Genomic DNA, 26,224 nt, shown 5'->3' with positions numbered 1-26,224 from the left:
AGGACGACGATGAGGGTCTCAACTCGCAGCACGCGACATGGCCGCACCGCATCCGGCGACTAGGTCATCGCCGCGCGAGGCCCTATAACGCTCGCGAGAACCACGCGAGGAAACACATGTCTGAAGCTCAAATCACCGATTGGCTGGCGTCGCAGCGGCAGGCGATGATCGATCTGTTGCGCGACGTCGTGAACATCGATTCCGGATCCTATGACAAGGAAGGCGTCGATGCGGTCGGTGCGCGGTTCGAGCGGCACTTTGCCGAGCACGGCATTCCGTTCCGGCGCGAGAGCCACGGCACGTTTGGCGATGCCATCCATGCCGAAGTGGCCAAGCCGGGAAGCAACGAGAAGCCGGTGCTGTTGATGGGGCATCGCGACACCGTGTTCGGCAAGGGCGAGGCCGGCAAGCGCCCGTTCACGATCAAGGACAAGCGCGCCTATGGGCCCGGCGTCGCCGACATGAAGGCCGGCGTTGTGATGAACATCTTCGTGGCCACCGCCTTCCACAAATTCGGCGGCAACCCGCATCCGATCAAGCTGCTGATCACCTCGGACGAGGAGATCGGCTCGCCCTCCTCGCGGCCGGTGATCGAACGCGAGGGGCGCTCAGCGCGCGCCGTGTTCAACTCCGAACCGGGCCGCCCGACCGGCAACGTCGTCACCAGCCGCAAGGGCGGCATCTTCATGCATATGGCCATCACCGGGAAGGCAGCGCATTCCGGCGCCAATTTCGCGGCGGGCATCAGCGCGATCGGCGAGCTCGCGCATAAGATCACGCAAATCCACGCGCTGACCGACCTCACCAAGGGCATCACGCTCAATGTCGGTCTCATCTCGGGCGGCCAGTCGGTCAACACGACGGCGCCTTATGCCGAGGGCCAGATCGACATGCGCTACGTCGACCCCAGGGATCGCGCCACTGTCATGGCCGAGATCGAACGGATCATCGCGACGCCTTACGTGCCCGGCACCACCGCGACGCTGACGATCAAGGGCGAGTTCGTGCCCGTCGTGCAGAGCGAAAGCTCAAAGGCACTGTTCGAAGATTACCAGGCTGCGGCGAGGCGGGCGGGGCTCACCACATTGCAAGGCGAGTTCTCCGGCGGATGTGCCGATTCCGGCTTCACCGCCGCAGTGGGGACGCCGACGATTTGCGGCGTCGGCCCTGTGGGCGGCCTCGCCCATTCGCCGGAGGAATATCTCGAGCTCGACAGCATCGTGCCGCGTGCGCAGACGCTGGCACTGGCGATTCTGCGGGGGTGAAGGTGCCGTAGGGTGGATTAGTTAGCCGAAGGCGTAATCCACCAACTTCGTCCGGCGTTCGCCGAAGCATGGTGGGTTACGCTCAGCGTCTGCGCTTCGCGCAGTCGCGGGGCTAACCCACCCTGCGAGACCGTCACGAATAACTCGGCGCGTCGGGCTTGCGAAAAATGTGGATGGGATCGCCGGGCACGAACGGCTGGCCGCGAGACATCGCATAGGCGTAGAGCGCCAGATAGGCGATCGCCAGCGCGCCGACGGCGTAGAAGACCCAGACTGCAAGACGCTTGATCAAATCCTGACACCACATTGCGGAGAGACGGAGCGACCCCCGCTCAGGCGGGCCTTTTAGGCCGCGAGCAGGCAAATTGCCACCGGGCAAGACCTTCTGCCGCACCGCGGCGTCACGCACTCTTCACACGCAACGCGGGCAAAATCGATTGCCGCGCGCAACCTGTTGTTGATAGGATCACTGAAACAACGGGAGGACGATTTCATGACTCTCTATGCGCAAAGCAGCGGGACTCACTCGACCAGCTCCGGCTCGTGGTCGGCCATTCCAGGCCTGACCGTCACCCTTCCCGGCGGCGTCGGCATCACCGCGATCGTCATCCTGAACGTCCCAAACCCCTACGCACAGGGCAATGATTTTCCCGGCGGGACTTTTGGCATCCAGGTGGGCAACACCGTGCAGGCCGTAACGGCGACCTTCACCTACAACGAGGCCCAGCCGCAATCCACCGGGCGCATCCCCACCACGCTCGTCGTCGGCGTGCCCCTGGTCCAAACCCCACAGCCGGTCACGGCTGTCTGGCAAAGCGTCCGCAACAGCAAGGTCATCATCGATACGCCGGCCACGCTGACCGTGCTGACGATCTAGTCATAGAGCTTGCTCACCTGGCGTGGACGTGCCGGCCCGGGGACGCTGACCTCGACGAGCCGGGCTGCGTCCTCCTCATGGTCGATCGCCACATATTGGCCGTGCCAGTAAGCGAGCGCGGCGTTGCGCGTCGAATTCCTGACATCCCTGACGCGGCCGATGACGATGCCGTGCGAATGGCGCTCGATGATGTCCTCGACCTCGCAATCGACGGCCGATAAAGCGCCGACCAGCAACGGCACGCCTGATATGGCCGTGACCCACTGGCTGCCTGCAAAACGATCGGCCCCCTTCAGTCCACCCTTGCCGGCAAAGCGCTCGGCGATGTCGAGCTGGTCGGCCGCGAGGATGTTCACGCCGAAGGCGCCGTGGCGCCGGATCAGCGGGAAGGACGAGGCATCGCGGTTGATGCTGACCAGCAGCGTCGGCGGATCGACCGAGAGCGAGGTCACTGAAGTCACCGTCATGCCGGTGACGTCCTTGCCCCGCCCGGCGGTGATGACACTGACGCCGCCGGTGAGGTGACGCATGGCGCCGCGGAAATCGGCGGACGAGACGGGAATTTCGGTCATGAGATCGCGGGGCACTATGTTCATGGGCATGGTCCCCAAAGCGGGGTTTCCCTCTATTTAGGTACGATCGTCCGCCGACAAAAGATGGTTCAGGATCGAGCCTTCGAGACCGGCAAGCTCAAGAAACGCGAAAACAACCCCATGCAAAGTAGGCGGGCGTCCGAATGCGACAGACTACGAATTATCCGAAATCGATTTGACCCGTCGGGCAAAACAGGAGTAGGGTGGCATGATGGCGGCATTCGGCTGGATGGCCCTGCCCGGCTAGACTAGTGCTGCCACCGAACCGGCAAGTTCTGCAAGCCCCGGAACGCCCAGCCGCCGATCCGCACCGGCTCGTCATCGGCGAGCTCGATTCCATGGGCGCGCGCGAACACGGTCGGCAGAGCGACGTCGGCGATCATGGCGCGCGAGGCGAAAGCGCCGGCGCAGAAATGCGGACCGGCGCCGAAGGCAACGCTCTTCGAGGTGTCGCGCCGCACGTCGAACGCGTCGGGGCGCTCGAAATGCTTCTCGTCGCGATTGGCCGAGCCGAACATCAGGAACACGCGCTCGTCCGTCTCGAAGGACACATCGCGAATGCTCCATGGCCTCGCGATGCGCCGCGGCGACATGCCGATCGGCGAGATCCAGCGGGCATATTCCTCGAACGCCTGCAGCCACGACACCTCGCCCTTGCGCACGAGGTCGAGCTGTTCGGGATGGGTGAGCAGAGCCCATACCGTGCCGGCAATCGCCTTGCGCGGCTCGTTCTGGCCGCCCGAGATTGCGAGCTTGACGTTGGCGCGCACGCTCTCCATCGGCATGCCGGAGGCGAGCAGCACGCCGAGAATGCTCTGATCAGGATGCTTGCGCATGACCGGCAGGATGTCGTCGATCGCAGCATCGATGCCCGACGTCGCAGCGTGGCAGCGCGCCTCGACTGCGGGATCGCCGCCGTAATTGGCGATGCCCTCGATCATGCCCTGCGACCAGGCATCCATGTCCGCAAAGCCGATATTGGTGAGGCCGGTGATCGACTTCAGGCACTCGCCGGAAAACGGCAGCGCGAAGTCGCGCATGAAATCGATCCGGCCCGGCTCGATCGCGTTCATGATGCGATCGGCATGGGCCTGAAACAGCGCGGTCCAGTGCGCCTTCACCGTCTTCGGCGACACCGTCGGAAACATCGCCCGGCGCTCGACCTGATGCGCCTCGCCATCCTTGCGCATCATGTTGTGGCCCATCAGACGGTTCATCAGGCCGGCGGGCTGGTGCGAGGAGAACACGTCGATCTGCTTCTCCGAGATCGAGATGTCGTCGCGGCTGGTCAGCAGCGTCGAGCCGAGCTGGGGCACGAAGGCGATCGGCGCCTCCTTGCGCATTCTTGCCAGCATCGGATAAGGATCGGCCCAGAACGAAGTGGGGTCGATATCGACGCGCGGCGCGGTGCTCAAGGCGGGCTCCCTGGATTCTCGTTTGATTGAGGTCAGACTAGCGAAATCCGCGGCGCCCGTCTGTCCCTAGTGATAGGGACAGGTGGCATCGGAGCGTGCGTTCACAAGACGGGGCATCCCGCAAAGAAACGGCTAACCACGCGCAGCGACCGCATCAGCGAGGGCATGGGAAGGTCGATCAACCAATGATAGTATTTACTTGCCTAGACCAACCCAAGGGAACCTCCGTGACTGAAAAGACCAAGCCTCGAGTTCGGCTTCTGTTTGTCGCGATATGGATCGCTCTCGTCGTTGCTCTCTTCGTTGGCTTTACGTTCATCAACGCACCACACGGTGGTTCGCCACCCTGGATCGCTAGCGTGATTGTGTCCTGGTTGCCGTTCCTGGCGCTGGTGGGCGTTTGGCTATGGTACGCGCGCACGAGCCGACGCTCATCATCCGGCACGAGCTGGGTGGATCTCTATGAGCAGCAGGTCGCCGAAAACAAGCGCACCAACGCATTGCTGGAGAGAATCGCGGCCGCTCTGGAAAAGCCGTCCCCGGGTTAGCTCGAACAGCGGCGCATCACGGGGAGAAGAGATATGCGCTTAGGGATTTCCGCGCACATCTGGCTGATTGTCTTGACGTTCGCGACAGCCGTTTCTGTCAGCCAGCCAGCGGCAGCCGACGATCGACAGGAGTGCCTGAAAACGTCGAAGGACACTGCTACCGCGGCGATCGCCGCTTGTACACGCGCGATCCAGAGCGGAGTCTACGACGACCAGGACCTCTCCGACCTGTATCATCACCGCGGCTATTCCTGGTCATGGACAAGCTACGCCGATCGCGTCGACCGCGCCTTCGACGACTACGCCGAGGCGATCCGGATTGACCCGAAGGCGGTCAGCTCACTGCTCAACCGGGCGGGAATCTACAACCAGCGGCACGACTACGACCGGGCGATAGCGGACGTCGACCGGGCGTTCGAAGGCGGCCTGTCGAACTATGGAAAGCGGGTCGGATACGGCGAGCGCGGCTACGCCTATCAAGCCAAAGGTGACCTCGACCGCGCCATCACGGACTACACCGACAGTCTCCAGCTCGATGCGAACAACGCCAGCGCACTTTGCGCTCGAGGCTACGCCTACCTCATCAAGGGAGATCCCGATAGCGCCATCGCCGACTACGACAAGGCGATCGCACTCGATCCAAGCTATGCACTGCCCTACTACAACCGCTCCGTTGCATACAGGGAGAAAGGTGACCTCGATCGCGTCATCGCCGACAGCAGTCAGGCAATCGCGCTCTATCCGAGCTACAGGGACGCCTACGCCAACCGCAGCTATGCCTATCGAGCCAAAGGTGACCTCGACCGCGCCATCGCCGACTACGATCAGATGATCGCGCTCGATCCAAACGACAGCGACGCCCGTAACGGCCGCGCCACGGCGTACCTGCTCAAGGGCGATATTCGTCGCTCTATCGCAGACTTCGCTCCGGAGCAGGTACTCTCATGGATCGCGATTGTTGTTGTCTTGCTAGCGGTGGCGACCTGGCTCTGCTCCCGAACAGGCACGCATGCGCGCGGGTGGTTGTCCAGGCCGAAGATGATCGAGATGTTCGAACGGGAACTCGTCGAAATCCAGGGCAAGAACGCCTCCCTGGAAAAGATCGCGCTCGCCTTGGAGAAGCATTCGCCGGGTAGCGGTGGAGCCGTCCGGTGATCTACAACGGACTTACGGGTTCGCCGCCGCAGCGGCGGTCGCCACATATTTGGTGTAGAATTCGGCGACCCGGCCGCGCCACATGCCGACGAACGCTTCTGACGTCACGTTGTCCACCGATTTCCAGCTTCGCTTGAATGCCGGAAGTGCATTGCCCCAGATCGCGCGCTTGCACCACCTCTCGCCCTTCTCCTTGCCTTCGCCGGTGGCGCACATGGATTTCCAGGCGGTGCGAGCAGGCCGGCTGATGTGCTCAGCGGCGCCTTCCCAGCCTTGCTGATGGATCAGGTAAAGGTCGCTCATGTCCGGCTTCCGATGCGTGATCCACTCGAACTGCACGCCTTCGGTAATGATCTTGTAGGCGGCCGCTACGGCGTTGTCCCGCGGGTTGAGAATCTGACCGGAGCCGAACTTGCCGAACTCATATTTGCTCAGCTGAAACAGGCCGATATACGACCCGGTGCGTTGATTGGGGTTGAAACCGGATTCGATCTTGGCAACCGCCATCATGAAATTGACATCGAGACCAAACGCATCGGAAACGCGCTTGATCTCTTCGGCCGGCGTTCCGAGCGGGATGTCCTTGAACGCACGCAAGACGGTCTCCGCCGGTTTCTCGGCGGGCGGTACTTCGGACCAGATGTAATAGGTCAGATAGCGAAAATCCGGCGTCGACGCCGCTTTGGGGGCACCGTCGGACGCTTCGCGTGCTGCCGGTAGCGACTGGACGATATCATCTCCCAACGACGCCAGCTTCGGCCCGGCCGGACGATCGGCGATGTCGGCCCCGGTGCTCGACGGCGCGGAACCTGCTGACGTCGCGGCGCCCAGCTCTGGTCGTTCTGCCCGAAGCGCGGCCGCGAGTCTGGCGGATGCCTCTGCGTATAACGCAGGCGTCACCATGTTCGCAGGAGTCATAATGTTGGCGGGAGCCGCCATGTTCGCAGAAGCTGCAAAGTTCGCTGCCGCTTCCAGCATGACCTCAGGCGCCGTCGCGGCCGATCTGTTTCCGCCAGCCAGATAAAGTCCCACGGCGGCGATGACAGCCACGATGCAGCTGGTCTGCCAAACCTTCATTGCCCGAAGTCCACGGATGGCTTCCGTACGAAGGCTGTTGGCATGTTCCTGCGGCCCATGGTGAGTCCCCTTCGTAGAATCTTAAGGTTTAAATGTGGTGAACAGGGGCAGATTTTCTGCCTCGCCAATCATGGAACATGTCCCACTTTGGGTCAAAGGCCAGCCGCCCGGCGTGCCGCCTCGGTTCAGCGCGCTGCCGTCGGCGTCGAACAGCGCATCGCTGATAGGATCGGATTCGTGGAACTGCCGGCATGCGCCGCGCCGAGATTCCGCTGCTGCTGGTCGGATGTTGCCGGCCGTGGCCGGCCATGACGCTGAACATACGCGTCGGTTCCTGTAACAAGTCAGCCGGTTCGATCGAAGAGAATGCATGACATGAACAAGGAGGCGCTCCATGTTCGTCGGCTTTGAATCCCGTCTGGTAAACCTTGAAGCGACGCCAATCTTTGCAAGGATCGCGGGAGATGGCCCGCCGCTACTCCTGCTGCACGGTTTCCCTGAAACCCATCTGATGTGGCGGGACATTGCGCCAATCCTGGCACAAAAATTTACGGTGGTCTGCGCTGATCTCCGCGGCTATGGGCAGAGCGGCACTCCGGCATCGGCTCCCGATCACGCCCCTTACGCAAAGCGTGCGATGGCTAACGACATGATCAAGCTCATGAAGCGGATTGGGCATGACCGCTTCATGGTTGCCGGGCACGACCGCGGAGGACGCGTTGCCTATCGAATGGCGCTTGATTGTCCGTCAATCGTCCAAAAACTTGCGGTGCTCGACATCATACCGACGGCGGATGCGTGGAGTCGGGCCGACGCTCGCTTTGCGCTAAGCTTCTGGCCGTGGAGCTTGCTTGCTCAACCGGCTCCTCTCCCAGAGGACACCATCGGCGTCGCGGCAGATGCCGTTATTCAAGGCGCGCTATCGGGCTGGGGCTCGCCGTCTTCGATCTTCCCACAAGCGGTTCGCGCAAGCTACGCGGCAATGCTCAGAGATCGCGAACATCTCCATGCCATTTGCGAAGAATACCGTGCAGCAGCAACGCTCGACCGTGATCACGATGTCGCCGATCGCGCTGCCGGAAACAAAATTGTCTGCCCAACCCTGGCGCTTTGGAGCGGCGGCGGCGGACCGGCGACGTGGTATGGTGGAGAAGGCGGTCCATTGGCGATCTGGCGCGGATGGTGCGAAAATGTGGAAGGACATGCCGTGGCTGGTGGTCACTTCTTCCCTGAAGAGTTTCCGTCGGAAACTGCCAAGGAATTAGCCGGCTTCTTCGAGGCCTAGGATCATGGGCTCTATCTTGCGATAGGCATCTTCCACAACAACGAACGACGCTTTGGGTTGATCTGAAAGAGGTAGGCAAACCAATTCAAACCGAACCGGCAGCCTAACTCCCGGTTCGCGCTCCGGTCCTCAATGGAGAGCCTGCCCGATGTCAATTTCCAGCCCGTCACCGCATCTTATGGATGTTTTTTGCGTCGATTCCATTCATAATCATCGAATGAAAACTCGCAATAGCCGATGGCTCATCGCGACTGGACCGAGCGGCATCCGCCGTGCTGCAGTGACATGACAATGGTCGAGAGGCCCTTCAGCAGCGCACCAATTTCCAACATTGCGCGCTTGAGCGCTGTGTTCATGCCGCGAAGATTCTGAGCGTCAATCAGGGAAACCGTCATGCTCTCCAGGATTGTTACGGCGGCCTTTGCGGCGCTGTATCTTTCAGCACCTGCTGTCGTCGCCGCTCAATCGGTCCCCTCGCCCGCCGCCACATCAAGCAATGGGCCCTTGGAGCGGGCCGTCGATCAGCTGTTCGCGCGATGGGCTGAACCGAACTCACCCGGCGCTGTCGTCGCTGTCCTGCAAGACGGCAAGATCATCTACAGCCAGGGCTATGGCGCGGCCAATCTGGAGTATGGCGTGCCCAACACGCCAGCAACCGTATTCCACCTCGCATCGGTCTCCAAGCAGTTCACGGCCTTCGCGATCCATCTCCTCGCTCACGAAGGAAAACTGTCTCTGGACGACGATGTTCGCAAATTCGTTCCGAAGCTGCACGACTTCGGTAAGTTGATAACGATTCGCCAACTGCTTCACCACACCAGCGGCGTTCGCGACCAGTGGAATCTTCTGGCGCTCGCGGGGTGGCGGCTGGACGACGAGATCACGGACGACGATGTTGCGCGCCTGCTGTTTCAGCAAACCGAGTTGAACTTCGCGCCCGGCGATCAGTTCCTCTACAGCAACAGCGGTTACACGTTGCTCGCGATGGTGGTGAAGCAGGTGTCCGGCCAAACGCTGCCGGAGTTCGCGAAGGAGCGCATCTTCGAACCTCTCGGCATGTCTCACACACACTTCCAAGACAAGTACAGCATGATCGTCAAGGACCGGGCCTATTCCTACGCCCGGCAGCCGGACGGCAAATACCAATACATCGCGCTCACCTATTCGACGGTCGGACCTTCGAGCCTGTTTTCCACGGTCGGCGACCTGGCGCGCTGGGACGAGAACTTCTACACCGGAGACGTCGGCGGCCTGACGCTGCTCGCCGAGATGCAGCAGAAGGGCAAACTCAACAACGGCAAGAACATCAATTACGCATCGGGCCTATCTATCGGAAAGTATCGCGGGCTCAGAACGGTTGAGCATGCCGGCGGCGATGCCGCATACCGGACCAATATTCTCAGATTCCCGGACCAGCATTTCTCGGTCGTGATCCTGGCAAACGCGGGAGATCTGAACCCGGCAGCGCTCTCATTCAAGATCGCCGACCTCTATCTCAAGGAGTTGCTCGAGCCTGCTCCCGACAAGCCGACCCTTGACGACAAGCCGGAAGTTGCGGTCGACCCCAAGATTCTCGATGCCTACGTTGGCGACTATGAACTCAGGCCGGGGTTCATCATTTCCATCAGCAAGGACAATGACCATCTCGTCACACGCGCGACCGGCCAGCCATCCTTTCCGATGTACGCTGTCTCCAACACCGCCTTCCGACTGAGGGTCGTTCCCGCCGAAATCGTCTTCGACGAAGTCGCGGCAGGCGGAACGGCTCAGAACGCAGTGCTGCACCAGAACGGCGCCAATCTTGCTCTCAAGCGGATCACGATCAGCAAGCCCGCAGCAGACCGACTCAAAGCGTACGAGGGCCACTACTACAGCACAGAGCTCGGCGTCATCTATGACGTGTTCCTTCGCGAGGACGTGCTGATGGTGCACACCCCGCGGGGAGACCTCGATCTGCAGCCTGTCGGGGTTGACGCGTTCTCGACGGGCTTTCCGATCGGAAACCTGAAGTTCGTGTGCGCAGACGATGGCAAGTGCAATGCAATGTCGATCGACGACGGCCGCGTCAAGCAGCTGCGATTCGACAAGACCTCGCTCGATCCGATCGGTTCGAAGTCAGCGCAATGAGGCTGGTCATCCTTACAGGAGCGTCGGGTTCGGGCAAGACGACGATTGCAGAAAGGATCGAGCGGCAACATCCGAGGCTTACTCGCGTGTTCCGGTTTGACAGCATCGGAGTTCCGTCTCCGGAGGAACGCATTGCGAGATGGGGCGCAGAATCGCGGCCAGGAGGCGGTTGGCAGCGCGCGATGACCATCGAGTGGCTGGCCCGGATTGCGCGAGAAATTGATACTCTCCCTGTTCTATTTGAAGGCCAGATGCGGCTGTCGTTCATCACGGAGGGGTTGACAGCTGCCGGGATTGCAAGGGCTCGCATCGTCCTGGTGCATTGTGACGATGAAAGCCGAACGCATCGCCTCGTTAACGAACGCAACCAGCCTGACTTGGCCAATCCCGATATGATGAACTGGGCAAGATTTCTGCGCGGTGAGGCTGAGGCGGGTGGATTCGAGGTGCTGGACACGTCGAAAATTTCGATCGAAGACAGCGTTGAATACGTTTGCGAGCGTCTCGGGATCGGGCGATCTGGCGGATCAGCAACTGTTTCGACTGGCCGTCGGGCATAACACGCAACTCTGGCCGATCACAACTCCCTGACCAGCTTGGGAAGCATTCTACCAGGTATCGAGCCTGAGGGGGCGAGGCCACAGTCTTTGGCGCCCATTCGTCGATAGAACGGCGCGGCATCCGGGTCGGCTTCGATCGACATGCGCTCGGCACCCATTCGAGCCGCTTGGCTGATAGCCCAGTGGAACAGCTTCGTTCCTACACCGCCGCGAAGCATCGTCGGTTCGACGAACAACTTCAACAAGTCTGCTTCGTCGCCGGTCACCTTAATTTGGGTAATCCCGACAATCTGGCGGTCCTGTTCCGCCACGGCAATCGCACTCGACCGCATGTCACCGGGTTCGATGGTGAGCTCGCTGCGGCAGGCTTCGATGAAGTCCTTGTCGTAGCCCCACACAGCTTTTGACCGGAGGCACAAAGCAGAGAGTGCCGGCAGCTCTTCAAGCAGGGGCGGTCTGAGAACACACGACACGAGGCCAGCTCCGATCGATTGGCCTCGCATAACACATCGCGCCACCGATGTCTCTCAGCGCACGCGCGCGCCGCTTTCGGCATCGAAAACGAATGAGCGTGGCGGCGTCAGCGAGATGCCGATGCGCTCGCCTTGCCTGCCGGCAAACTGCTTGGGGGCCTTCACGGCGATGAAGTCATTTTCGACCTTGACCGTCACAAGCGTATGGTCGCCGATCAATTCGTTGGCGTAGATTTCGCCCTTCAGATCGCCCTTGTCGTGTTCGACGATGGTGCAGTCCTCAGGCCGCACGCCGAGGACGGCCTTGGCGATCTTGCCTGGCACCGGTGATGTCAGCCGGGCTCCGTGGCCCATGAAGGCCGTGCCGTCGAGAGCCCCGTGGATGATATTCATCGGCGGCGAACCGATGAATTGGGCGACAAACAGATTGGCAGGATCGTTGTACGTGTTTGCCGGCGTATCGAGCTGCTGCAAGACGCCCTTTTCCAGGATCGCGACCCGGTGGGCCAGGGTCATGGCTTCGATCTGGTCGTGTGTCACATAGATGGTCGTGATGCCCAGCGACTGCTGCATGTGCTTCAGCTCGGCGCGCATGTGACCGCGAAGCTTGGCATCGAGATTTGAAAGCGGCTCATCCATGAGAAACACCGACGGGCGGCGGATGATGGCCCGCGCCAGCGCAACCCGCTGACGCTGGCCTCCGGATAGCTCCCTTGGATAGCGATCGAGCAGGGTCTGGAGTTGGACTTGAGCTGCAGCCTCCTTGATCGCGGCGGCACGCTCGGCTTCGGGAATGCGGCGAACCTTGAGCGGAAAGCCGATATTCTCGGCCACGGTCTTGTGCGGGTAAAGCGCGTAGGATTGAAACACCATCGAGATATCGCGGTATTTCGGCAGGATGTCGGTGACATCGCGGTCTCCGATCAAGACGCGGCCGGCGCTGGCGGTCTCGAGGCCGGAGAGGATGCGCAGCGCAGTTGTCTTTCCCGAGCCGGACGCGCCGAGCAGCACCAGGAATTCGCCTGGCGCGATGTCCAGGTTGAAGTCCTCGAGCACCTTCACGCTACCGAAATATTTCCGTACCTTTTCGAAACGGACCGGGACCTGACGAGCAGCGGCCGAAATGACACTGTTCATCCGCTCATCCCTTGACCGCGCCAAGCAGGACGCCCTTGGCGATATAGCGCTGCAACACAATGGCCATGATGATGACCGGAAGGATCATGATCATGATGATGGCGCACATCTCCCACCAGAGAATGCCGCGCTCCCCCGTGTTCTTGGCGGCAACCATGATCGGCATGGTCAGGGCGCGAGCGGTCGTCAGGAAGATCGCAAAGAGATACTCGTTCCAATTGAGAATGAGCGTCAGCAGGGTGGTTGCAGCGAGCCCCGGACGGGTCAGGGGCAACACGATGTCCCAAAAGATTTCGAAGCGCGACGAGCCGTCGAGCTGTGCCGATTCCTCCAGTTCAACGGGAAGATTGGCGAAGAAGTCATGCATGAGCCAGACCACGATCGGCAGATTGGCGACCGCGTAGACGATGATCAGCGCGAGGTGGGTGTCGATCATGCGGACCGACTGAAACATCATGTAGACCGGGATGATGACGACGATCGGCGGCAATATGCGCTGAGATACGATCCAGAACAGGATGTCGTTATTTCCGAGCGTGGTCTTGAAACGGCGCCCCAGGCTGCGGGCCAGAAGGAAAAACAAAGCGAGGCCAACGGAGCCCGAGATCGCCCAATGAACGTCGAAATAATTGGACGCGACGATGGCCGACAGGGCCAGCAGCACGAACACCACGACGTTGCCGAACTTCGGCTTGTAGCTGATACGCGCCAATGCGTAGGCAGCCATGGACCCGACCGCAATGCAAAGCGCGGTGGCGCCGAAACTGATCACAAAGGAATTCGTATAAGCGAGGTAGACCTTGCAAATCTGCGGCTCCATTCTTTCGATCGCGATAACAGGCGAAACAATGAAGGCGAACAGATTGTGGACCAGCAGGACAAGCTGGCGGCCGACGGAATAGGCATCGCAATAGGGGTCTGTTGCGAATTGCGCAGTCCAACCTTTCAACGTCGGCTGGAAATCGACGAAGGGGATAAAGAACGGCCCGTTGTTGACGGTCCAGGCATCCTTGAAGGCCGTAATGACCACCCAATAGATCGGAAAGAGCACGAACAGCGACCAGAACAACAGGATGGCCCCGGCCACAAGGTTGGCCATCAGGGACATCTTGCCCACGGCGGGCGGCTCGAACAGCCGTTGTCTGAGCGACCGCGCCGGCTTGGAGATTCCGTAAGTCGCCCCGCTCATGCCCGCGCCCTGCGCAATCGTTTGAGGACCACATAGTTGAAGAACGAGGAGCAGACGACCACGGTCAATATCAGGAGAAGATAGGCCACGGCGGCGGAATCACCCATGTTGTTGGCACGCCAGAGAAACAGCGAATGCAGTGTCATCGACTCGGTCGCGATCCCGGGCCCTCCTGCCGTCATGATGTTCGGCAGATCCACGATCTTGAACGCCTCGATCATGCGAATAAGCATGACGGTTGCCGCGACCGGAAGAATCTGCGGCCAGGTGATTTCGCGGAAAATCTGGAAGCTGGAGGCACCATCGACCTGAGCGGCCTCGACATGATCCTTGGGCACGTTCTCCAGTGCGGCCAGCAGGACGATGAAGATGAAGGGGATCCATTGCCAGGAATCGCCCAGGATAACGAACCAGCGAGCGGCCCAGGCATCGGTCGACCATGCCCAATTCCCGAGACCGACAAATTGCCAGAAGGGCTGGAACGGACCTTTGGTCACGTCGAGGATCATCTTGAAGGCGTAGCCGACCCCGAGGGGGGTGATCATGAGGGGGATGAAGAACAGGACCCGGAAGAAATTCTTGCCGCTCACGGGCTGTGAACACAGGAAGGCCAGCATCAAGCCGATGACGAATTGGATGGAGCACCCGACGACGACATAGAACAGGGTGTTGAGCAGCGTGCCCCATTGATTGCCTGACAGCAGCGTGGCGGCGAATAGAAGCGCGATGAACATGGCCATGGCCGCGCTGATCAACCGCCCGGCGAGGCCCACCCAGCTTACTCCGCTGACAACAGCGCGATAGAGCCACCACAAGAGAGCGCCGGCCATCAGCAGGCTGAAGACCCAGCCGGTCAAGCTCATGGTGGTGAAGCGGCCAAGGAAGTGAACCTGCTGGTTGCCGGCAAATTGGGCCGCGAAGTTCTCGAACCAGACCATCCGGAATTTTAGACCGGTGGCCGAGAACCTGACATGACTGATCGCGAAGACGATCGTGTAGAAGGTCGGGAAAATCGCAAAGAGCAGGACGAGCGTAACGGCCGGGGCAATGAAAAACGTTCTCGAATGGCGGTCAAACCATTCGCCCCAGCTTTCACCCCGAGAAAGTCCAGCCGGGGAAATCCCCGGCTGGCTCGTAACTGTCACCTCAGACATCGGGCTCGCTCACTTTGCAGGTCCGACAGCGAGTGCCATCTGCTTGATCTGCTCGTCGCGACCGAAGTCTTTGGTGATTTTTTCCCAGCCCGCGTCGATGTTCTTCAAGGCTTCGTCCACGGTGATCTCGCCGGCCATGTAGCGCGCCAGCTCCGTGTCGAGCACGACGCCGGTGTACTGCTGCGCACCGGGAATCTTGAGGTCCGAGGCCATATTGGGATTGTTGAGGGCGTCGTTGATGGCGCCCATGTAGTTCTTGGCAAGGCCCTCATCCATGCCCGATTTCACCCAGAGGTCCGTGCTCTTGAGCTGGCTCAGGCGGTAAGGGTTGAAGCCGGTCCAGCCCATGGTCACGTCGACGTTGGATTGCTCTTTCTGACTGATGTAGGACAGGAAGTCGTAAGCCGCCTGCTTGACCTTGCGATCCGACTTGGCGTTGATCGCGCCACCCCAACCGCCAAAGGCCGAGAACGGCGCATAGTTGATGCCGTCGATCGCATTCGGTGCAGACTCCTTGCTGACGGGAACAAGCTTGCCGGTCTTGCGGTCCAAGACTTCCTTCGAACCGACATTGGTGGCGTAGAGCTTGTTCTTGATCCCCTTTGCGTCGTCCTCGAGCTGGAGCGGACCCGGATCGCCCCATTCGATCAGGAGGCCGCAGCGGCCCGACTTGAACAGGGCACGGGTGTCGCCGATGTCCATGTTCAGCTCTTCAGGCGGTCCGTATTTGCTCGTCTCCTTGTAGAGCTCAAAGGCCTTCTTCCAGCCGGCATTGTTGACGAGGGGCTTCATCGTGGCGTTGTCGAACTGAAAGCCCTGGGCCGTACCCTGGGTCTGAACGATCGTCGAAGCGATCGTCTGTATGGCGAAATAGCTCTGCGCATTCCGCTTCTTGAAGATGCAGGAGCCGTAGCCCGGCTTGCCGTCACCGCTCATGTCCTGGCCGTTGATCGCCTTGGCAATGGCGAGATAGTCGTCCCAGGTCTTGGGCGGCTGCAGATTGTTCTTTTCCAGGATGTCCTTGCGATAATAGACCATCTGGAAGTCGCCATCGACCTGGATCACCATCGTATGCCCGCCGATCTTCTGGGCAAACTCGCGGAAATAGGGAGCGATGTCCTGGACGTCGATCTTGCCGTCCTTCGCAATGTAGGGATCGAGGTTTTCGAGCAACCCTGCCGCCGCGAGCTCGACGCCCCAGCCGGCGGCGAAGACCGCGACATCAATGGAGTTCGTGCCCGTGGACCAGTCTTGCTGAACCTTCGGGAAGATCTCGGCATAAGGCACTTCGTTGACGATGATCTTGGCGCCCGTCAGCTTCTCGAATTCCTTGCCCCGCTGGGACACTGCACCGGCGATGACCGGTCCCGGGCGCGTCAGGATGTTGATCGTAATGCCGTCATATTGGCCGGCAGCGGCGATGCCCGACCATCCACACAAGGCGACGGCCGACGCGGCAGCTGTCGCAAGCTTCCGAATGTCCATAGGTCCCTCCCGTGTACATTTTTATTGAAGTGCAGGCCTGAGCCCGCACAACCCGCAGCCTACAGCATTTCGCCGCCCGGGAAAGCCGGCGCATTCTTTATTTGCTGGATGGCCTTTATTTGCTTGATGGCGCGCCGTCCTTCAGGCCTCGACCCGGTGTGCAAGCGCAGCAAGACCACGTGCAGCGGCGCAGTTTATCAACCGACGCGGACCCAGGCGCCATCGGCCGCCGATGATCTCACTGCGGCGTCGATGAACTTCATGCCGGCGAGCCCATCATGCACCGTCGGATAAATCACCGCCGGATCGGGTTTGACGCCTGATGTGGCGGCGCGAATTGCGCGCGCGGCTTCGGCATAGATCGTTGCAAATCCTTCGAGGTAGCCTTCGGGGTGACCTGACGGAATGCGGGTGACGCGGCCGGCGTCCGGTAGCGCGCCGGCGCCTCCGCGGGTCAGCAGCTGCTTCGGCTGGCCATAGGGCGTGAACCAGAGATAGTTCGGATCGGACTGCGCCCATTCGAGGCCGCCCTTGGTGCCGTGGACGCGCAGCTTCAATCCGTTCTCATTGCCGACCGCGACCTGGCTCGCCCAAAGCATGCCCTTGGCGCCGCCCTTCCACCTCAGCAGGATCTGGACGTCGTCGTCGAGCAGCCGGCCCGGCACGAAAGTCGAGAGCTGCGCAAGCAGCGCGTCGAGCTCGAGCCCGCTGACGAAGCAGGCGAGATGATAGGCATGGGTGCCGATGTCGCCGATGCAGCCGCCGGCACCGGAGCGGGCCGGATCGGTGCGCCACGCCGCCTGTTTCTGGCCCGTGGCCTCCAGCCGCTCCGTCAACCAGTCCTGCAGATATTCGGCCTGGACCAGCCTGATCTCGCCGAGATCGCCTGATGCCACCATGGCGCGGGCCTGGCGGATCATCGGATAGCCCGCATAATTATGCGTGACGACGAAGACCTTGCCGGTCTTTTCCACCAGCGCTGCCAGTTCCTCGGCCTCCGCGACCGTCGTCGTCAGCGGCTTGTCGCAGATCACATGGATGCCGGCTTCGAGGAACGCCTTTGCCACCGGGCCATGCATGTGATTGGGGGTGACGATCGAGACCGCCTCGATGCCGTCGGCGCGGGCGGCTTCCGATCTTGCCATCTCCTCAAAGCTGCCATAGGCGCGGTCCGCGGCAATCCCGAGCTCCTTTGCCGAAGCTTTGGCGCGGGCGGGATCCGAAGCGAGCGCACCGGCCACGAGCTCGAACTGGTCATCGATCCTGAAAGCGATGCGATGCACCGCTCCGATGAAAGCCCCCTGCCCGCCGCCGACCATGCCGAGCCGAATACGGCGGTGACCCCCGGCCTCGTTGCCTGCCTCGATTGCCATCTGTTGCCTCGCTCTAGGAGATGCCAAGCATCTTGCGGACCATCTCGACGTCGGTGCCGGCACCGGCGAAATCGTCGAAGGCCTTTTCGGTGACGCGGACGATATGGTTCCTGATGAATTCGGCGCCCTCGCGCGCACCGTCCTCGGGATGCTTCAGCGCGCATTCCCATTCGAGCACCGCCCAGCTGTCGTAATCATACTGCGTCAGCTTGGAGAACACCGCGCCGAAATCGATCTGCCCGTCGCCCGGCGAGCGGAAGCGGCCGGCTCGGTTCACCCAGCTCTGGAAGCCGCCATAGACGCCCTGTCGGCCGGTCGGGTTGAACTCGGCGTCCTTGACGTGAAAGGCCTTGATGCGGTCGTGGTAGATGTCGATGTAATCGAGATAGTCGAGCTGCTGCAGCACGAAGTGCGAGGGATCGTAGAGCAGGTTGGCCCGGCGATGGTTGTTCACCCTTTCGAGGAACATCTCGTAGGAGACGCCATCGTGGAGATCTTCGCCGGGGTGAATCTCGTAGGCGATATCGACGCCATGCGCGTCGGCATCGTCGAGGATCGGCCGCCACCGCCTGGCGAGCTCGTCGAACGCCTCCTCGACGAGGCCCGGAGGACGTTGCGGCCATGGATAAATATAGGGCCAGGCCAGTGCGCCGGAAAAGGTCGCATGCGCCGTGAGCCCAAGGCGCTTTGAAGCGCGGATCGCTGACTTGACCTGGTCGACGGCCCATTCGGTGCGCGCTTTCGGATTGCCGCGCACTTCAGGCACGGCGAAGCCGTCGAACACGGCGTCATAGGCCGGATGAACGGCGACCAGCTGGCCCTGGAGATGGGTCGAAAGCTCAGTGATCGCGAGGCCGTGACCGGCGGCGACCCCCTTTACCTCGTCGGCATAGCCTTGCGACTCCGCCGCCCTCTTGAGGTCGAACAGCCGTCCATCCCAGCTCGGGATCTGGACGCCCTTGTAGCCCAGCGAGGCGGCCCATTTGCAGATCGAATCGAAGGAATTGAACGGCGCGGTGTCGGATGCGAACTGAGCGAGGAAAATTGCCGGTCCCTTGATCATCTTCATCGAATGATTCCTTCTTACTTGTTTCGCGTGGCGGCCTGAGCGACGGTACGGCGAGGCCGCGACGTCGGCCGTGCGTCAGAACGTCTCCGCCGCCCACAGCGCCAACGCGTCGGTCTCGGACATTGCCGCGGGCCGATCGACACGCGACTGTACGGCGATCTCGCCGCCCTCGACACCCGCCTTCAGGGTGGCGTGCATCACCTCGAGCGCATGGCTTGCCAGCGCTCCGGAGGCGCGGTGCGGCGTACCGTGCAACACCGAGCTTGCGAGTTCGGCGACGCCGAGACAGCGATAATTGGCCTGGCTCGGCATGTGATCGGCCCAATTCGGCGAGCGCCAATTGGGCTTGCCGAACGCGCGGTCGTCGGCTGCGAGCGAAATCCAGTCGCTGCCTTTCTCGGTATATTGTACCACGCCGCCGAAAAAGTTCGGATCCGGCACGCGCAGCGATCCCTCGGTGCCGTACAGCTCGATCGGCGCATGTCCGTGCTTCCAGACGTCCCAGCTCATCGTGAAGACGATGTCGGCGCCCGTCTCGAAGTGAAGCAGCGCCATCACCGTCGTCGGCGTCTCCACTGCGATCGTCTTGCCGTTCATCGGCCCCTTCGAGGAGACAAGCCGCGTGGCGAAGCCGGAACTCGCGCGTCCCTGCACATGCGTCACCGATCCCAGGAGATTGATCAGGGCCGCAAGGTAATAGGGCCCCATGTCGAGGATGGGTCCGCCGCCGGGTTTGAAGAAGAAAGTGGGGTCGGGATGCCAGTGCTCCATCCCGTGCGACATCAGAAAGCAGGTCCCGTAGAGCACCTTGCCGATCCTGCCCGCATCGATGAGCTCGCGCGCGGTCCGGCCACCGCCGCCGAGGAACGTGTCGGGCGCGCAGCCGAGCTTGAGGCCGCGCTGCGCCGCTTCGCTGACCAGCGCAGCCGCATCGGCGGCCTCGACCGTGATCGGCTTCTCGCCGAACACATGCTTGCCGGCGGTCAGCGCGGCGTGGCTGACCGCGAAATGCGCGTTGGGTGTCGTGAGATTGACGACGATCTGGATATCGGGACGCGCCAGCAGCGCCTCGATCGTCAAGGCCTCGATGCCGAATAGCCCGGCCTGGTCGCGTGCGACCTCGGGGCGCAGGTCGGCGCAGGCGACCAGCCTGAGATCGCGGAAGTTCGGAATGTTCCGCAGGTAGATCGTCGAAATGTTGCCGCATCCAACGACGCCGACGCCGAGCTTGTTCATGTCACTCATGTCTTTCAGCTCCAAGTCCTTCAAGTCCAAGCGGTCACGGTCTCGTGCGCCCGGCGCGCGAAGCGAGCGACATCGTTCGGCTTGTCATGTTCGGCGACGAACAGCGACACGCTCGCTTCCTTCATCGCGGCCCGAAGCGCAGGCCAGTCCATGGTGCCGTGGCCGGGATCGGCCCAGCCATCCTCGTCCGCGCATTGCCCTGACGGTGCGAGGTCCTTGATGTGGCAGGCGACAAGGCGCCCCGCGTGCTTCTTGATTTCGGCGACGGGATCGCCGTTGCCGCGTACGATCCAGGCGAGGTCCGCCTCCCAGACGAGTTCGGGCGCTTCCTCGAACAGGCATTCGAGATAGGTCACGCCGCTGGCGGTGCGGCCATATTCCCAATGGTGGTTGTGCCAGCCGAAGCGCAGCCCTTCGCCTGTCACCGCCTTGCCGATCGCGGCCAGCTCGCGCCCGATGCCGCGCCACTCCTTCTCGCCACCCTCGCGTTCGCCAGGCGGCGGCGCCGGGGCAAAGATCGTATCGATACCCAATCCCTTGCAGAGCTTTGCGGTGCCGGCCGCGTCGGTGCGCAGCCGGTCGAGGCCGACATGCGCGCTCGGCGCGGTCATGCCATGGTGTTGAAGCAGCCGCTTCAACGTATCGGTGTCGTTGAACAGCGCGCCCCAGGGCTCGACCATCCTGTAGCCGAGACCGGCAAGCAGTTTGAACTGCGCCTCGAGCGGTTCGATCGAACGGGCGGAATAGAGCTGGAAGGACAGTCGGTCTATCGGCGTGGTCATGCTGGATTCTCGTGCGAGGTGGGGTACGGAGTTAAAGACGCTGTCCGCACTGGTCGTCGAACAGCGAGAAAGCTTCGGCTGGAAACCGCAAGCCAAGGACATCGCCCGCGCCTGCCTTTGCATCGGCATCGGCGCGGAAGGAGAACGCGGTCCCGTCGGCAAGGCGGCACCAGATCAGCGCGTCGGCGCCCATTGGTTCCACCATCTCGACTCGTGCCGTCACGGCGGACGGATGATCGGAGCCGATGATCTCGATGTGCTCGGGACGGATGCCGAGGACGGCGGGGGCATCTGATAGCGGCGAACGGAACGCGTAGCCGTTCAGGTCGAACCTGACATCTCCGGCGATGAACGCCGGGCCGCCATCACGGACAATCCGGCCGCGAAGGAAATTCATCGCGGGCGAGCCGACGAAGGAGGCTACGAAGCGGTTGGCCGGCTCGCGATAGATCTTTTTCGGCGTATCGAGCTGCTGAATGACGCCGCCCTGCATGACGGCGATACGGTCGGCAAGGGTGAGCGCCTCGATCTGGTCGTGCGTCACGTAGATCATGGTGGCGCCGAGGCGCGCGTGCAGCCGCTTGATCTCGACCCTGAGCTCGGCGCGCAATTGGGCGTCGAGATTGGAGAGCGGCTCGTCGAACAGGTAGACGCCGGCATGGCGCACCAGCGCTCGGCCGATCGCGACGCGCTGGCGCTGTCCGCCGGACAGTTCGGACGGACGCCGGTCGAGCAGCTCGGTCAGCCGCAGCATCTTTGCGGCCTCGCCGACGCGGCTATCGATCTCGCCCTGCGGCGTGCGGGCAACCTTCAGTCCGAACGACAGGTTCTTGCGCACGCTCATGCGCGGATAGAGCGCGTAGCTCTGGAACACCATGGCGATGCCGCGATCCTTCGGCTCGGCCCAGGTCACGTCGCGATCGCCGATCCGGATCTGGCCGCCCTTGACCTCGATCAGTCCCGCGATGGCGTTCAGAAGCGTCGACTTTCCGCAGCCGGAGGGGCCGAGCAGGACGAGGAATTCGGAGGCGTCGACGTGAAGGTCGAGATTCTCCAGAACCTTCAACCCGCCAAAGCCGATCTGCAGCTTCGTGATATCGACGTTGGAGCGTTCCATGTTGCCTCAGCCCTTCACAGCGCCCGCGGCGATGCCGCGAACGAACCAGCGGCCGGAGCCGAAATAGATCACGAGCGGCAACAATGCGGTGAGCAGCGTGGCCGCCATGTCGACATTGTAGGCGCGCTCGCCTTGCGTCGAGTTGACGATGTTGTTGAGCTGCACGGTCATCGGCAGATTGTCGCGGCCGGCGAACACCAGCCCGAGGATGAAATCGTTCCAGATGCCGGTGGTCTGCAGGATCACCGCGACGACGATCATCGGCGTCGCCATCGGCATCATGATGCGGGCATAGATCTGGTAGAAGCCGGCGCCGTCGATGCGCGCGGCCTTGAACAGTTCGATCGGCAGCGAGCTAAAATAGTTGCGGAACAGCAGCGTCATGGTCGGAAGGCCGAAGATCGTGTGAATGGTCACGATGGTGGCAAGCGACTGGCCGAGCCCCGTAAACGAGAACACCCGCACCAGCGGATAGATGAACACCTGATAAGGGATGAAGGCGACGACCATCATCGCGCCGAACAGGATGTTGGCGCCCCGCACGCGCCACAGCGACAGCGCGTAGCCGGTCAACGATCCAACGACGATCGAGATCACCACCGACGGCACCAATATCCGCAGCGAATTGAAGAATCCGGTCCTGATGCCCTCGCAGGTGAGCCCGGTGCAGGCCGACGTCCAGGCCCTGACCCATGCCGCAAGGCTCGGCGAGGCCGGCAGCGCGAGCAGATGGCCCTGCCGGATCTCGGCCATCGGTTTCAGGGACGTGACGATCATGACGTAAAGCGGGAGCAGGAAGTACAGTGCAGTGATCAGGATGAACGCATAGAGACCCCAACGCGCCGGGTTGACGCGCCTCGGCCTGACAGAGCTGAGAGCGATCGCGCTCATCGCACCTCTCCCTTGCGCGCGCGCCAATAAAGATAGGGCGCGACGACTGCGATCACGGTCACCAGCATGGTGGTGGCGGCCGCGGTTGCGAGCCCGATATTGGCCCGCTCGAACAGATGGTCCATGACGAACTTGGCCGGCACTTCGGAAGCGATGCCGGGGCCGCCATTGGTCATCGACACCGACAGGTCGTAGAGGCGCACGACGGCGGTCGAGAGCAGCACCGTGGCGGTCGCAAAGCTCGCGCCCATCATCGGGATGATGATGGATATGTAGACCCGCCATTTCGGCAGGCCATCAACCCTTGCCGCCTTCCAGATTTCATCGTCGACGCCGCGAAGACCGGCCAGCATGATCGCCATCACGAGGCCCGAGGCCTGCCAGACGCCGGCGATCACCAGGCAGTAGATCGCCGTCTCCGGCCGCACGATCCAGTCGAAGGTTGCGCCCGCGAAACCCCAGCTGCGCAGCACATACTGGACGCCGAGGGTCGGGTTCAGAAGCCACTGCCACACCAGCCCCGTGACCACGAAGGACATCGAATAGGGATAGAGGTAGATCGAGCGGATGGTGTCCTCGGCCCGCACCCGCTGGTCGATCGCGACCGCCAGCAGGAACCCTATCAGCAGCGCCAGCGAGACGAACAGCACGCCGTAGATGATGATGTTGTGGACCGAGGTGATCCAGCGATCGTTGGTGAACAGCAGTTGATATTGCCGGAAGCCGACGAAATTGTTGTTCGGCAGCATCCGCGAATTGGTCAGCGACATCCACGCCGTCCAGCTCGTGGCACCGATATAGACGACGAGCATCACCATCAGCGCCGGCAGGAGCGCCGAGATGACGGACAGTTTGGAGGTCAGCGAAAGGCGCATCGTATCGCCGGATTGGAGAGGGATCGACGGACCGGGAGCGGCGGCCGACCATGTGCCGGCCGCCCCTTGCGATGCATCACTCGGCGGATTTCAGCACCGCAGCAACCTTGGCGGAGAATTCATCGGCGCTCATATTGGTGTTCCAATATTGCGAGATGGCATCCTGCAGCGCACCGGTCAGAGAGGGCGGCGCCAACATGTCGCCGGACGGCATTTGCTGGGCCTTGTCTGCGACATAGCGCATGCCCTTCTGGGCGCAAGCGTCCAGGGCTGACGTGTCGACATCGCTCCGCACCGGGATCGAGCCCTTCTTCAGCGCGAACTGAATCTGCGTCTCCGGCGTCAGCATCAGCCTCGCCAGGGTCATCTGCGCCTTGGTGGTGGCAGGATCCTTTGCCTTCGGGAAGACGAACACATCGCCGCCCATCACATAACCGCCGTTGCCATTGGATAGCACGGTGCAGCCGTAATCCTTCTCGGGGACCTTGCCGGCGGCGACGAACTCGCCCTTGGCCCAGTCGCCCATGATCTGCATTCCGGCCTTGCCCTGGATGACCATGTTGGTTGCGTCATTCCAATTGCGGCCGGGCGCGCCGGGATCGACATAGTCCTTGAGCTTCTTGTAGGTGACGGCGACCGTCTTGAACTCGGCGCTCTGCGCCAGCGCCGCGTCGCGCTTGCCAAGGATGCCGGTCCACATCTGCGCGCCGCCGACACCGATCATGACCGCGTTGAACAGATTCTGTTCCCAGTTCTTCTGGCCCGAGAAGGCCAGCGGGATCACCTTGCCGTCGGCCTTGAGCTTCTCGAGAACGGCAAGCGCGTCGTTCCAGCTCTTCGGCTCGTCGGCGCCGACGGAGGCGAGCACCGCCTTGTTGTACCAGAGCCAGTTCTGGCCGTGGATGTTGATCGGCACCGCATACATCTTGCCGTTGCGGGTCGCGGCGGCAATGATCGCGGCCGGCATCACATTTTTCCAGTTGCCTTCGGTGGCGATCGCATCGACATCGGCGAGCAAGTCGCCTTCCACCAATTCGTCGAACTGCTTGCCGGTGTTGAGCTGCATGGCAGTCGGCGGATTGCCGGAGACGGTGCGGGTGATCGCTGCGTTTCGTGCGTTCGCCGCGCCGGCGACCGCGCTATCGATCCAGGTGCCGCCTGCCTTGGTGAACTGGTCGGCGAACACCTTCACGGCGGCGGCCTCACCGCCGGAGGTCCACCAGTGGATCACCTCCGCCTTCATCTCCTGGGCGTTGGCAGGCAACGAGACAAGCGCCGTCGTGGCAACAGCCACCGCGGCAAGCAGTGTGCGCTTCATGACTTCCCTCCCGTGTAGGCCCATTTGCGGGCCGATTACCCTTTACAGGCTTATGTAATCGATTACATATGATCGTATCACAACCGCAGGATTTTGCAAGCGCGGCGATGGCACAGCATGTCCAAGCCGCCTAGATCTGGATCAGCAGATGGCCAAGCGCACCAAGGAGACACGTCGGCCGCCCGCGAAGATCGCCGATGTTGCGCGGCTCGCGGGCGTTTCTGTTGCGACAGTGAGCCGGACGCTGGCGCGGCCGGCGGTCGTGAGCGAGGATACCCGCAACCGCGTGCTCGCCGCGGTCCGCGACACGTCCTATACGCCGAACATCTCGGCGAGGAATCTACGCGTCCGCAAGACCATGGTGGTGCTCGTGGCGGTGCCCGACATCGCCAATCCGTTCTTCGCCGAGATTCTGCAGGGCATCGACGATACGCTGTCGGCCGCCGGTTACGGTCTCGTCATTGCCAATCTGGCCGGTCCGCCGGAGAAGGAGGCGCGCTACGTCGATCTGGTGTGTGCCGGTCAGGCCGACGGTGTGCTGCTGCTGTGCGGTCACGTGATACGGAGTCGCGACCGCGACTTGCGCGATGCGCACGTGCCGCTGGTGGGAGCCTGCGAGTATATTCCCGGGGCGAGCTTCCCGCAGATTTGCATCGACAATGTCGGTGCCGCGCGCGAGGCGGTGCGGCATCTGATCAAACTCGGGCACACCGGCATCGCCTATCTGTCGGGACCGCAATCGACGATCCTGGAACGACAGCGCCTCGAAGGTTACAGGCAGGCCCTGAAAGAGGCCGGCATTGCTGCCGTCGACGGCTTGATCATGCCCGGCGATTTCACGTTTCGAACCGGTGTCGAGGCCGGGCGCGCACTGCTTGCGCTCAGCCCGGAGGTCCGTCCGACCGCATTGTTCGCCGCCAATGACGAGATGGCGATCGGCCTGATCAAGACCGTGCACGCGGAGGGACTGCGGGTCCCGCGCGACCTTTCTGTCGTCGGTTTTGATGGCATTCCCTATGCCGATTATTGCGAACCGACGTTGACCACCATTGTCCAGCCGCGCCGGGAGCTCGGCGCCAGCGCCGCCGCCGAGCTGATTGCACTGATGACGACGGAGAAGTCAGCGGTACGCAAGGATATCGAGCTTCCCGCGAAGTTGGCATTGCGCGACAGCACGTGTCCACCATCGACTCGCAGCACCTAGCTGCCAACGG

At 62.0% G+C, this 26,224-nt stretch carries 26 protein-coding genes; 8 read left to right on the top strand and 18 right to left on the bottom strand.

Features of this window, described 5'->3' with window-relative positions:
* Window positions 1-116: 116 nt before the first annotated feature.
* The gene (locus XI06_RS20680; protein ID WP_271606312.1) at window positions 117-1,265 is read left to right on the top strand and encodes a M20 family metallopeptidase; all 1,149 of its coding nucleotides are present in this window, start codon (window positions 117-119) and stop codon (window positions 1,263-1,265) included.
* 133 nt (window positions 1,266-1,398) lie between these two features.
* On the opposite strand, the gene XI06_RS20675 is transcribed toward XI06_RS20680, so the two are convergent.
* The gene (locus tag XI06_RS20675) at window positions 1,399-1,557 is read right to left on the bottom strand and encodes a hypothetical protein (protein ID WP_237863369.1); all 159 of its coding nucleotides are present in this window, start codon (window positions 1,555-1,557) and stop codon (window positions 1,399-1,401) included.
* A 201-nt stretch (window positions 1,558-1,758) separates the two neighbouring features.
* Here XI06_RS20675 and XI06_RS20670 point away from each other — a divergent pair, with 201 nt between their 5' ends.
* Window positions 1,759-2,142: a hypothetical protein gene (locus tag XI06_RS20670; protein ID WP_128949975.1), complete on the top strand. Its 384-nt coding sequence runs from the start codon at window positions 1,759-1,761 to the stop codon at window positions 2,140-2,142.
* On the opposite strand, the gene XI06_RS20665 is transcribed toward XI06_RS20670, so the two are convergent.
* Window positions 2,139-2,738: a flavin reductase family protein gene (locus XI06_RS20665; protein WP_271606311.1), complete on the bottom strand. Its 600-nt coding sequence runs from the start codon at window positions 2,736-2,738 to the stop codon at window positions 2,139-2,141. The two genes, XI06_RS20670 and XI06_RS20665, sit on opposite strands and share 4 nt — an antisense overlap.
* Window positions 2,739-2,983: 245 nt before the next feature.
* Window positions 2,984-4,150: a cytochrome P450 gene (locus tag XI06_RS20660; RefSeq protein WP_237872527.1), complete on the bottom strand. Its 1,167-nt coding sequence runs from the start codon at window positions 4,148-4,150 to the stop codon at window positions 2,984-2,986.
* Between the two features lie 227 nt (window positions 4,151-4,377).
* Here XI06_RS20660 and XI06_RS20655 point away from each other — a divergent pair, with 227 nt between their 5' ends.
* Window positions 4,378-4,698, top strand: coding sequence for a hypothetical protein (locus XI06_RS20655; RefSeq protein ID WP_237891048.1), 321 nt, complete (start codon window positions 4,378-4,380; stop codon window positions 4,696-4,698).
* Window positions 4,699-4,731: 33 nt separating this feature from the next.
* Window positions 4,732-5,853: a tetratricopeptide repeat protein gene (locus XI06_RS20650; RefSeq protein WP_271606310.1), complete on the top strand. Its 1,122-nt coding sequence runs from the start codon at window positions 4,732-4,734 to the stop codon at window positions 5,851-5,853.
* A gap of 12 nt (window positions 5,854-5,865) precedes the next feature.
* Here XI06_RS20650 and XI06_RS20645 read toward each other — a convergent pair whose 3' ends face one another.
* Window positions 5,866-6,930, bottom strand: a complete 1,065-nt coding sequence (locus XI06_RS20645; protein ID WP_271606309.1) for a transglycosylase SLT domain-containing protein — start codon at window positions 6,928-6,930, stop codon at window positions 5,866-5,868.
* A 394-nt stretch (window positions 6,931-7,324) separates the two neighbouring features.
* Here XI06_RS20645 and XI06_RS20640 point away from each other — a divergent pair, with 394 nt between their 5' ends.
* A complete protein-coding gene (locus tag XI06_RS20640) occupies window positions 7,325-8,215 on the top strand; it encodes an alpha/beta fold hydrolase (RefSeq protein ID WP_271606308.1) in 891 nt (296 codons plus the stop codon).
* Window positions 8,216-8,457: 242 nt separating this feature from the next.
* On the opposite strand, the gene XI06_RS20635 is transcribed toward XI06_RS20640, so the two are convergent.
* Window positions 8,458-8,610 carry a hypothetical protein gene (locus tag XI06_RS20635; protein WP_271606307.1) on the bottom strand — a complete coding sequence of 51 codons (153 nt, stop codon included), beginning with the start codon at window positions 8,608-8,610 and terminating at the stop codon, window positions 8,458-8,460.
* Between XI06_RS20635 and XI06_RS20630 the strand changes: the two genes are divergently transcribed.
* Both XI06_RS20630 and XI06_RS20625 read left to right on the top strand, forming a co-directional pair.
* Complete coding sequence (locus tag XI06_RS20630) at window positions 8,609-10,342, top strand: serine hydrolase (RefSeq protein ID WP_271606306.1); 1,734 nt, start codon at window positions 8,609-8,611, stop codon at window positions 10,340-10,342. The genes XI06_RS20635 and XI06_RS20630 overlap by 2 nt on opposite strands.
* Entirely contained in the window at window positions 10,339-10,902 is a 564-nt protein-coding gene (locus XI06_RS20625) for a hypothetical protein (protein ID WP_271606305.1), read from the top strand. The genes XI06_RS20630 and XI06_RS20625 overlap by 4 nt, the downstream gene beginning before the upstream one ends.
* 17 nt (window positions 10,903-10,919) lie before the next feature.
* On the opposite strand, the gene XI06_RS20620 is transcribed toward XI06_RS20625, so the two are convergent.
* The 13 genes from XI06_RS20620 to XI06_RS20560 form a co-directional block, all read right to left on the bottom strand.
* Complete coding sequence (locus XI06_RS20620) at window positions 10,920-11,300, bottom strand: GNAT family N-acetyltransferase (RefSeq protein ID WP_271606304.1); 381 nt, start codon at window positions 11,298-11,300, stop codon at window positions 10,920-10,922.
* 129 nt (window positions 11,301-11,429) lie between these two features.
* Window positions 11,430-12,512, bottom strand: a complete 1,083-nt coding sequence (locus XI06_RS20615; protein ID WP_271606303.1) for an ABC transporter ATP-binding protein — start codon at window positions 12,510-12,512, stop codon at window positions 11,430-11,432.
* A 4-nt stretch (window positions 12,513-12,516) separates the two neighbouring features.
* Window positions 12,517-13,701 carry a carbohydrate ABC transporter permease gene (locus XI06_RS20610; RefSeq protein WP_237872547.1) on the bottom strand — a complete coding sequence of 395 codons (1,185 nt, stop codon included), beginning with the start codon at window positions 13,699-13,701 and terminating at the stop codon, window positions 12,517-12,519.
* Entirely contained in the window at window positions 13,698-14,855 is a 1,158-nt protein-coding gene (locus XI06_RS20605) for a carbohydrate ABC transporter permease (protein ID WP_237862849.1), read from the bottom strand. Before XI06_RS20605 ends, XI06_RS20610 begins: the two co-directional genes overlap by 4 nt.
* 9 nt (window positions 14,856-14,864) lie before the next feature.
* Window positions 14,865-16,340, bottom strand: coding sequence for an ABC transporter substrate-binding protein (locus XI06_RS20600; protein WP_237862850.1), 1,476 nt, complete (start codon window positions 16,338-16,340; stop codon window positions 14,865-14,867).
* 197 nt (window positions 16,341-16,537) lie between these two features.
* Complete coding sequence (locus XI06_RS20595; protein WP_237862851.1) at window positions 16,538-17,713, bottom strand: Gfo/Idh/MocA family protein; 1,176 nt, start codon at window positions 17,711-17,713, stop codon at window positions 16,538-16,540.
* A gap of 13 nt (window positions 17,714-17,726) precedes the next feature.
* Complete coding sequence (locus XI06_RS20590; protein WP_271606302.1) at window positions 17,727-18,782, bottom strand: sugar phosphate isomerase/epimerase family protein; 1,056 nt, start codon at window positions 18,780-18,782, stop codon at window positions 17,727-17,729.
* Window positions 18,783-18,857: 75 nt separating this feature from the next.
* On the bottom strand, window positions 18,858-20,027 hold the full coding sequence (locus XI06_RS20585; protein WP_333909354.1) for a Gfo/Idh/MocA family protein: 1,170 nt from the start codon (window positions 20,025-20,027) through the stop codon (window positions 18,858-18,860).
* Between the two features lie 20 nt (window positions 20,028-20,047).
* Window positions 20,048-20,809 carry a sugar phosphate isomerase/epimerase family protein gene (locus tag XI06_RS20580; protein WP_237862853.1) on the bottom strand — a complete coding sequence of 254 codons (762 nt, stop codon included), beginning with the start codon at window positions 20,807-20,809 and terminating at the stop codon, window positions 20,048-20,050.
* A 31-nt stretch (window positions 20,810-20,840) separates the two neighbouring features.
* Entirely contained in the window at window positions 20,841-21,926 is a 1,086-nt protein-coding gene (locus XI06_RS20575) for an ABC transporter ATP-binding protein (protein WP_271606301.1), read from the bottom strand.
* Window positions 21,927-21,932: 6 nt separating this feature from the next.
* Window positions 21,933-22,817: a carbohydrate ABC transporter permease gene (locus XI06_RS20570; protein WP_237862855.1), complete on the bottom strand. Its 885-nt coding sequence runs from the start codon at window positions 22,815-22,817 to the stop codon at window positions 21,933-21,935.
* A complete protein-coding gene (locus XI06_RS20565; protein WP_237862856.1) occupies window positions 22,814-23,692 on the bottom strand; it encodes a carbohydrate ABC transporter permease in 879 nt (292 codons plus the stop codon). Before XI06_RS20565 ends, XI06_RS20570 begins: the two co-directional genes overlap by 4 nt.
* 76 nt (window positions 23,693-23,768) lie before the next feature.
* Entirely contained in the window at window positions 23,769-25,010 is a 1,242-nt protein-coding gene (locus XI06_RS20560) for an ABC transporter substrate-binding protein (protein ID WP_237872560.1), read from the bottom strand.
* 148 nt (window positions 25,011-25,158) lie between these two features.
* On the opposite strand from XI06_RS20560, the gene XI06_RS20555 reads away from it, so the two are divergent.
* Entirely contained in the window at window positions 25,159-26,214 is a 1,056-nt protein-coding gene (locus XI06_RS20555) for a LacI family DNA-binding transcriptional regulator (RefSeq protein WP_271606300.1), read from the top strand.
* The last annotated feature ends 10 nt before the right edge of the window (window positions 26,215-26,224 follow it).

It is taken from the genome of Bradyrhizobium sp. CCBAU 11434 (genome assembly GCF_028128895.1).
Classification (GTDB): Bacteria; Pseudomonadota; Alphaproteobacteria; order Rhizobiales; family Xanthobacteraceae; genus Bradyrhizobium; species Bradyrhizobium zhengyangense.
The sequence above is the reverse complement of the archived record's forward strand: the minus strand, read 5'-3'. Positions and strand labels throughout refer to the sequence as shown.

What these genes read in the sequence shown, in the direction of transcription:
- XI06_RS20680 (WP_271606312.1), top strand. Translation starts at nt 117, where the DNA reads ATGTCTGAAGCTCAAATCACCGATTGGCTGGCGTCGCAGCGGCAGGCG.
- XI06_RS20615 (WP_271606303.1), bottom strand. Translation starts at nt 12,512, where the DNA reads ATGAACAGTGTCATTTCGGCCGCTGCTCGTCAGGTCCCGGTCCGTTTC.
- XI06_RS20595 (WP_237862851.1), bottom strand. Translation starts at nt 17,713, where the DNA reads ATGGCAATCGAGGCAGGCAACGAGGCCGGGGGTCACCGCCGTATTCGG.
- XI06_RS20575 (WP_271606301.1), bottom strand. Translation starts at nt 21,926, where the DNA reads ATGGAACGCTCCAACGTCGATATCACGAAGCTGCAGATCGGCTTTGGC.
- XI06_RS20605 (WP_237862849.1), bottom strand. Translation starts at nt 14,855, where the DNA reads ATGTCTGAGGTGACAGTTACGAGCCAGCCGGGGATTTCCCCGGCTGGA.
- XI06_RS20625 (WP_271606305.1), top strand. Translation starts at nt 10,339, where the DNA reads ATGAGGCTGGTCATCCTTACAGGAGCGTCGGGTTCGGGCAAGACGACG.
- XI06_RS20565 (WP_237862856.1), bottom strand. Translation starts at nt 23,692, where the DNA reads ATGCGCCTTTCGCTGACCTCCAAACTGTCCGTCATCTCGGCGCTCCTG.
- XI06_RS20610 (WP_237872547.1), bottom strand. Translation starts at nt 13,701, where the DNA reads ATGAGCGGGGCGACTTACGGAATCTCCAAGCCGGCGCGGTCGCTCAGA.
- XI06_RS20640 (WP_271606308.1), top strand. Translation starts at nt 7,325, where the DNA reads ATGTTCGTCGGCTTTGAATCCCGTCTGGTAAACCTTGAAGCGACGCCA.
- XI06_RS20580 (WP_237862853.1), bottom strand. Translation starts at nt 20,809, where the DNA reads ATGACCACGCCGATAGACCGACTGTCCTTCCAGCTCTATTCCGCCCGT.
- XI06_RS20600 (WP_237862850.1), bottom strand. Translation starts at nt 16,340, where the DNA reads ATGGACATTCGGAAGCTTGCGACAGCTGCCGCGTCGGCCGTCGCCTTG.
- XI06_RS20585 (WP_333909354.1), bottom strand. Translation starts at nt 20,027, where the DNA reads ATGAGTGACATGAACAAGCTCGGCGTCGGCGTCGTTGGATGCGGCAAC.
- XI06_RS20570 (WP_237862855.1), bottom strand. Translation starts at nt 22,817, where the DNA reads ATGAGCGCGATCGCTCTCAGCTCTGTCAGGCCGAGGCGCGTCAACCCG.
- XI06_RS20645 (WP_271606309.1), bottom strand. Translation starts at nt 6,930, where the DNA reads ATGAAGGTTTGGCAGACCAGCTGCATCGTGGCTGTCATCGCCGCCGTG.
- XI06_RS20635 (WP_271606307.1), bottom strand. Translation starts at nt 8,610, where the DNA reads ATGACGGTTTCCCTGATTGACGCTCAGAATCTTCGCGGCATGAACACA.
- XI06_RS20590 (WP_271606302.1), bottom strand. Translation starts at nt 18,782, where the DNA reads ATGAAGATGATCAAGGGACCGGCAATTTTCCTCGCTCAGTTCGCATCC.
- XI06_RS20555 (WP_271606300.1), top strand. Translation starts at nt 25,159, where the DNA reads ATGGCCAAGCGCACCAAGGAGACACGTCGGCCGCCCGCGAAGATCGCC.
- XI06_RS20630 (WP_271606306.1), top strand. Translation starts at nt 8,609, where the DNA reads ATGCTCTCCAGGATTGTTACGGCGGCCTTTGCGGCGCTGTATCTTTCA.
- XI06_RS20670 (WP_128949975.1), top strand. Translation starts at nt 1,759, where the DNA reads ATGACTCTCTATGCGCAAAGCAGCGGGACTCACTCGACCAGCTCCGGC.
- XI06_RS20650 (WP_271606310.1), top strand. Translation starts at nt 4,732, where the DNA reads ATGCGCTTAGGGATTTCCGCGCACATCTGGCTGATTGTCTTGACGTTC.
- XI06_RS20665 (WP_271606311.1), bottom strand. Translation starts at nt 2,738, where the DNA reads ATGAACATAGTGCCCCGCGATCTCATGACCGAAATTCCCGTCTCGTCC.
- XI06_RS20560 (WP_237872560.1), bottom strand. Translation starts at nt 25,010, where the DNA reads ATGAAGCGCACACTGCTTGCCGCGGTGGCTGTTGCCACGACGGCGCTT.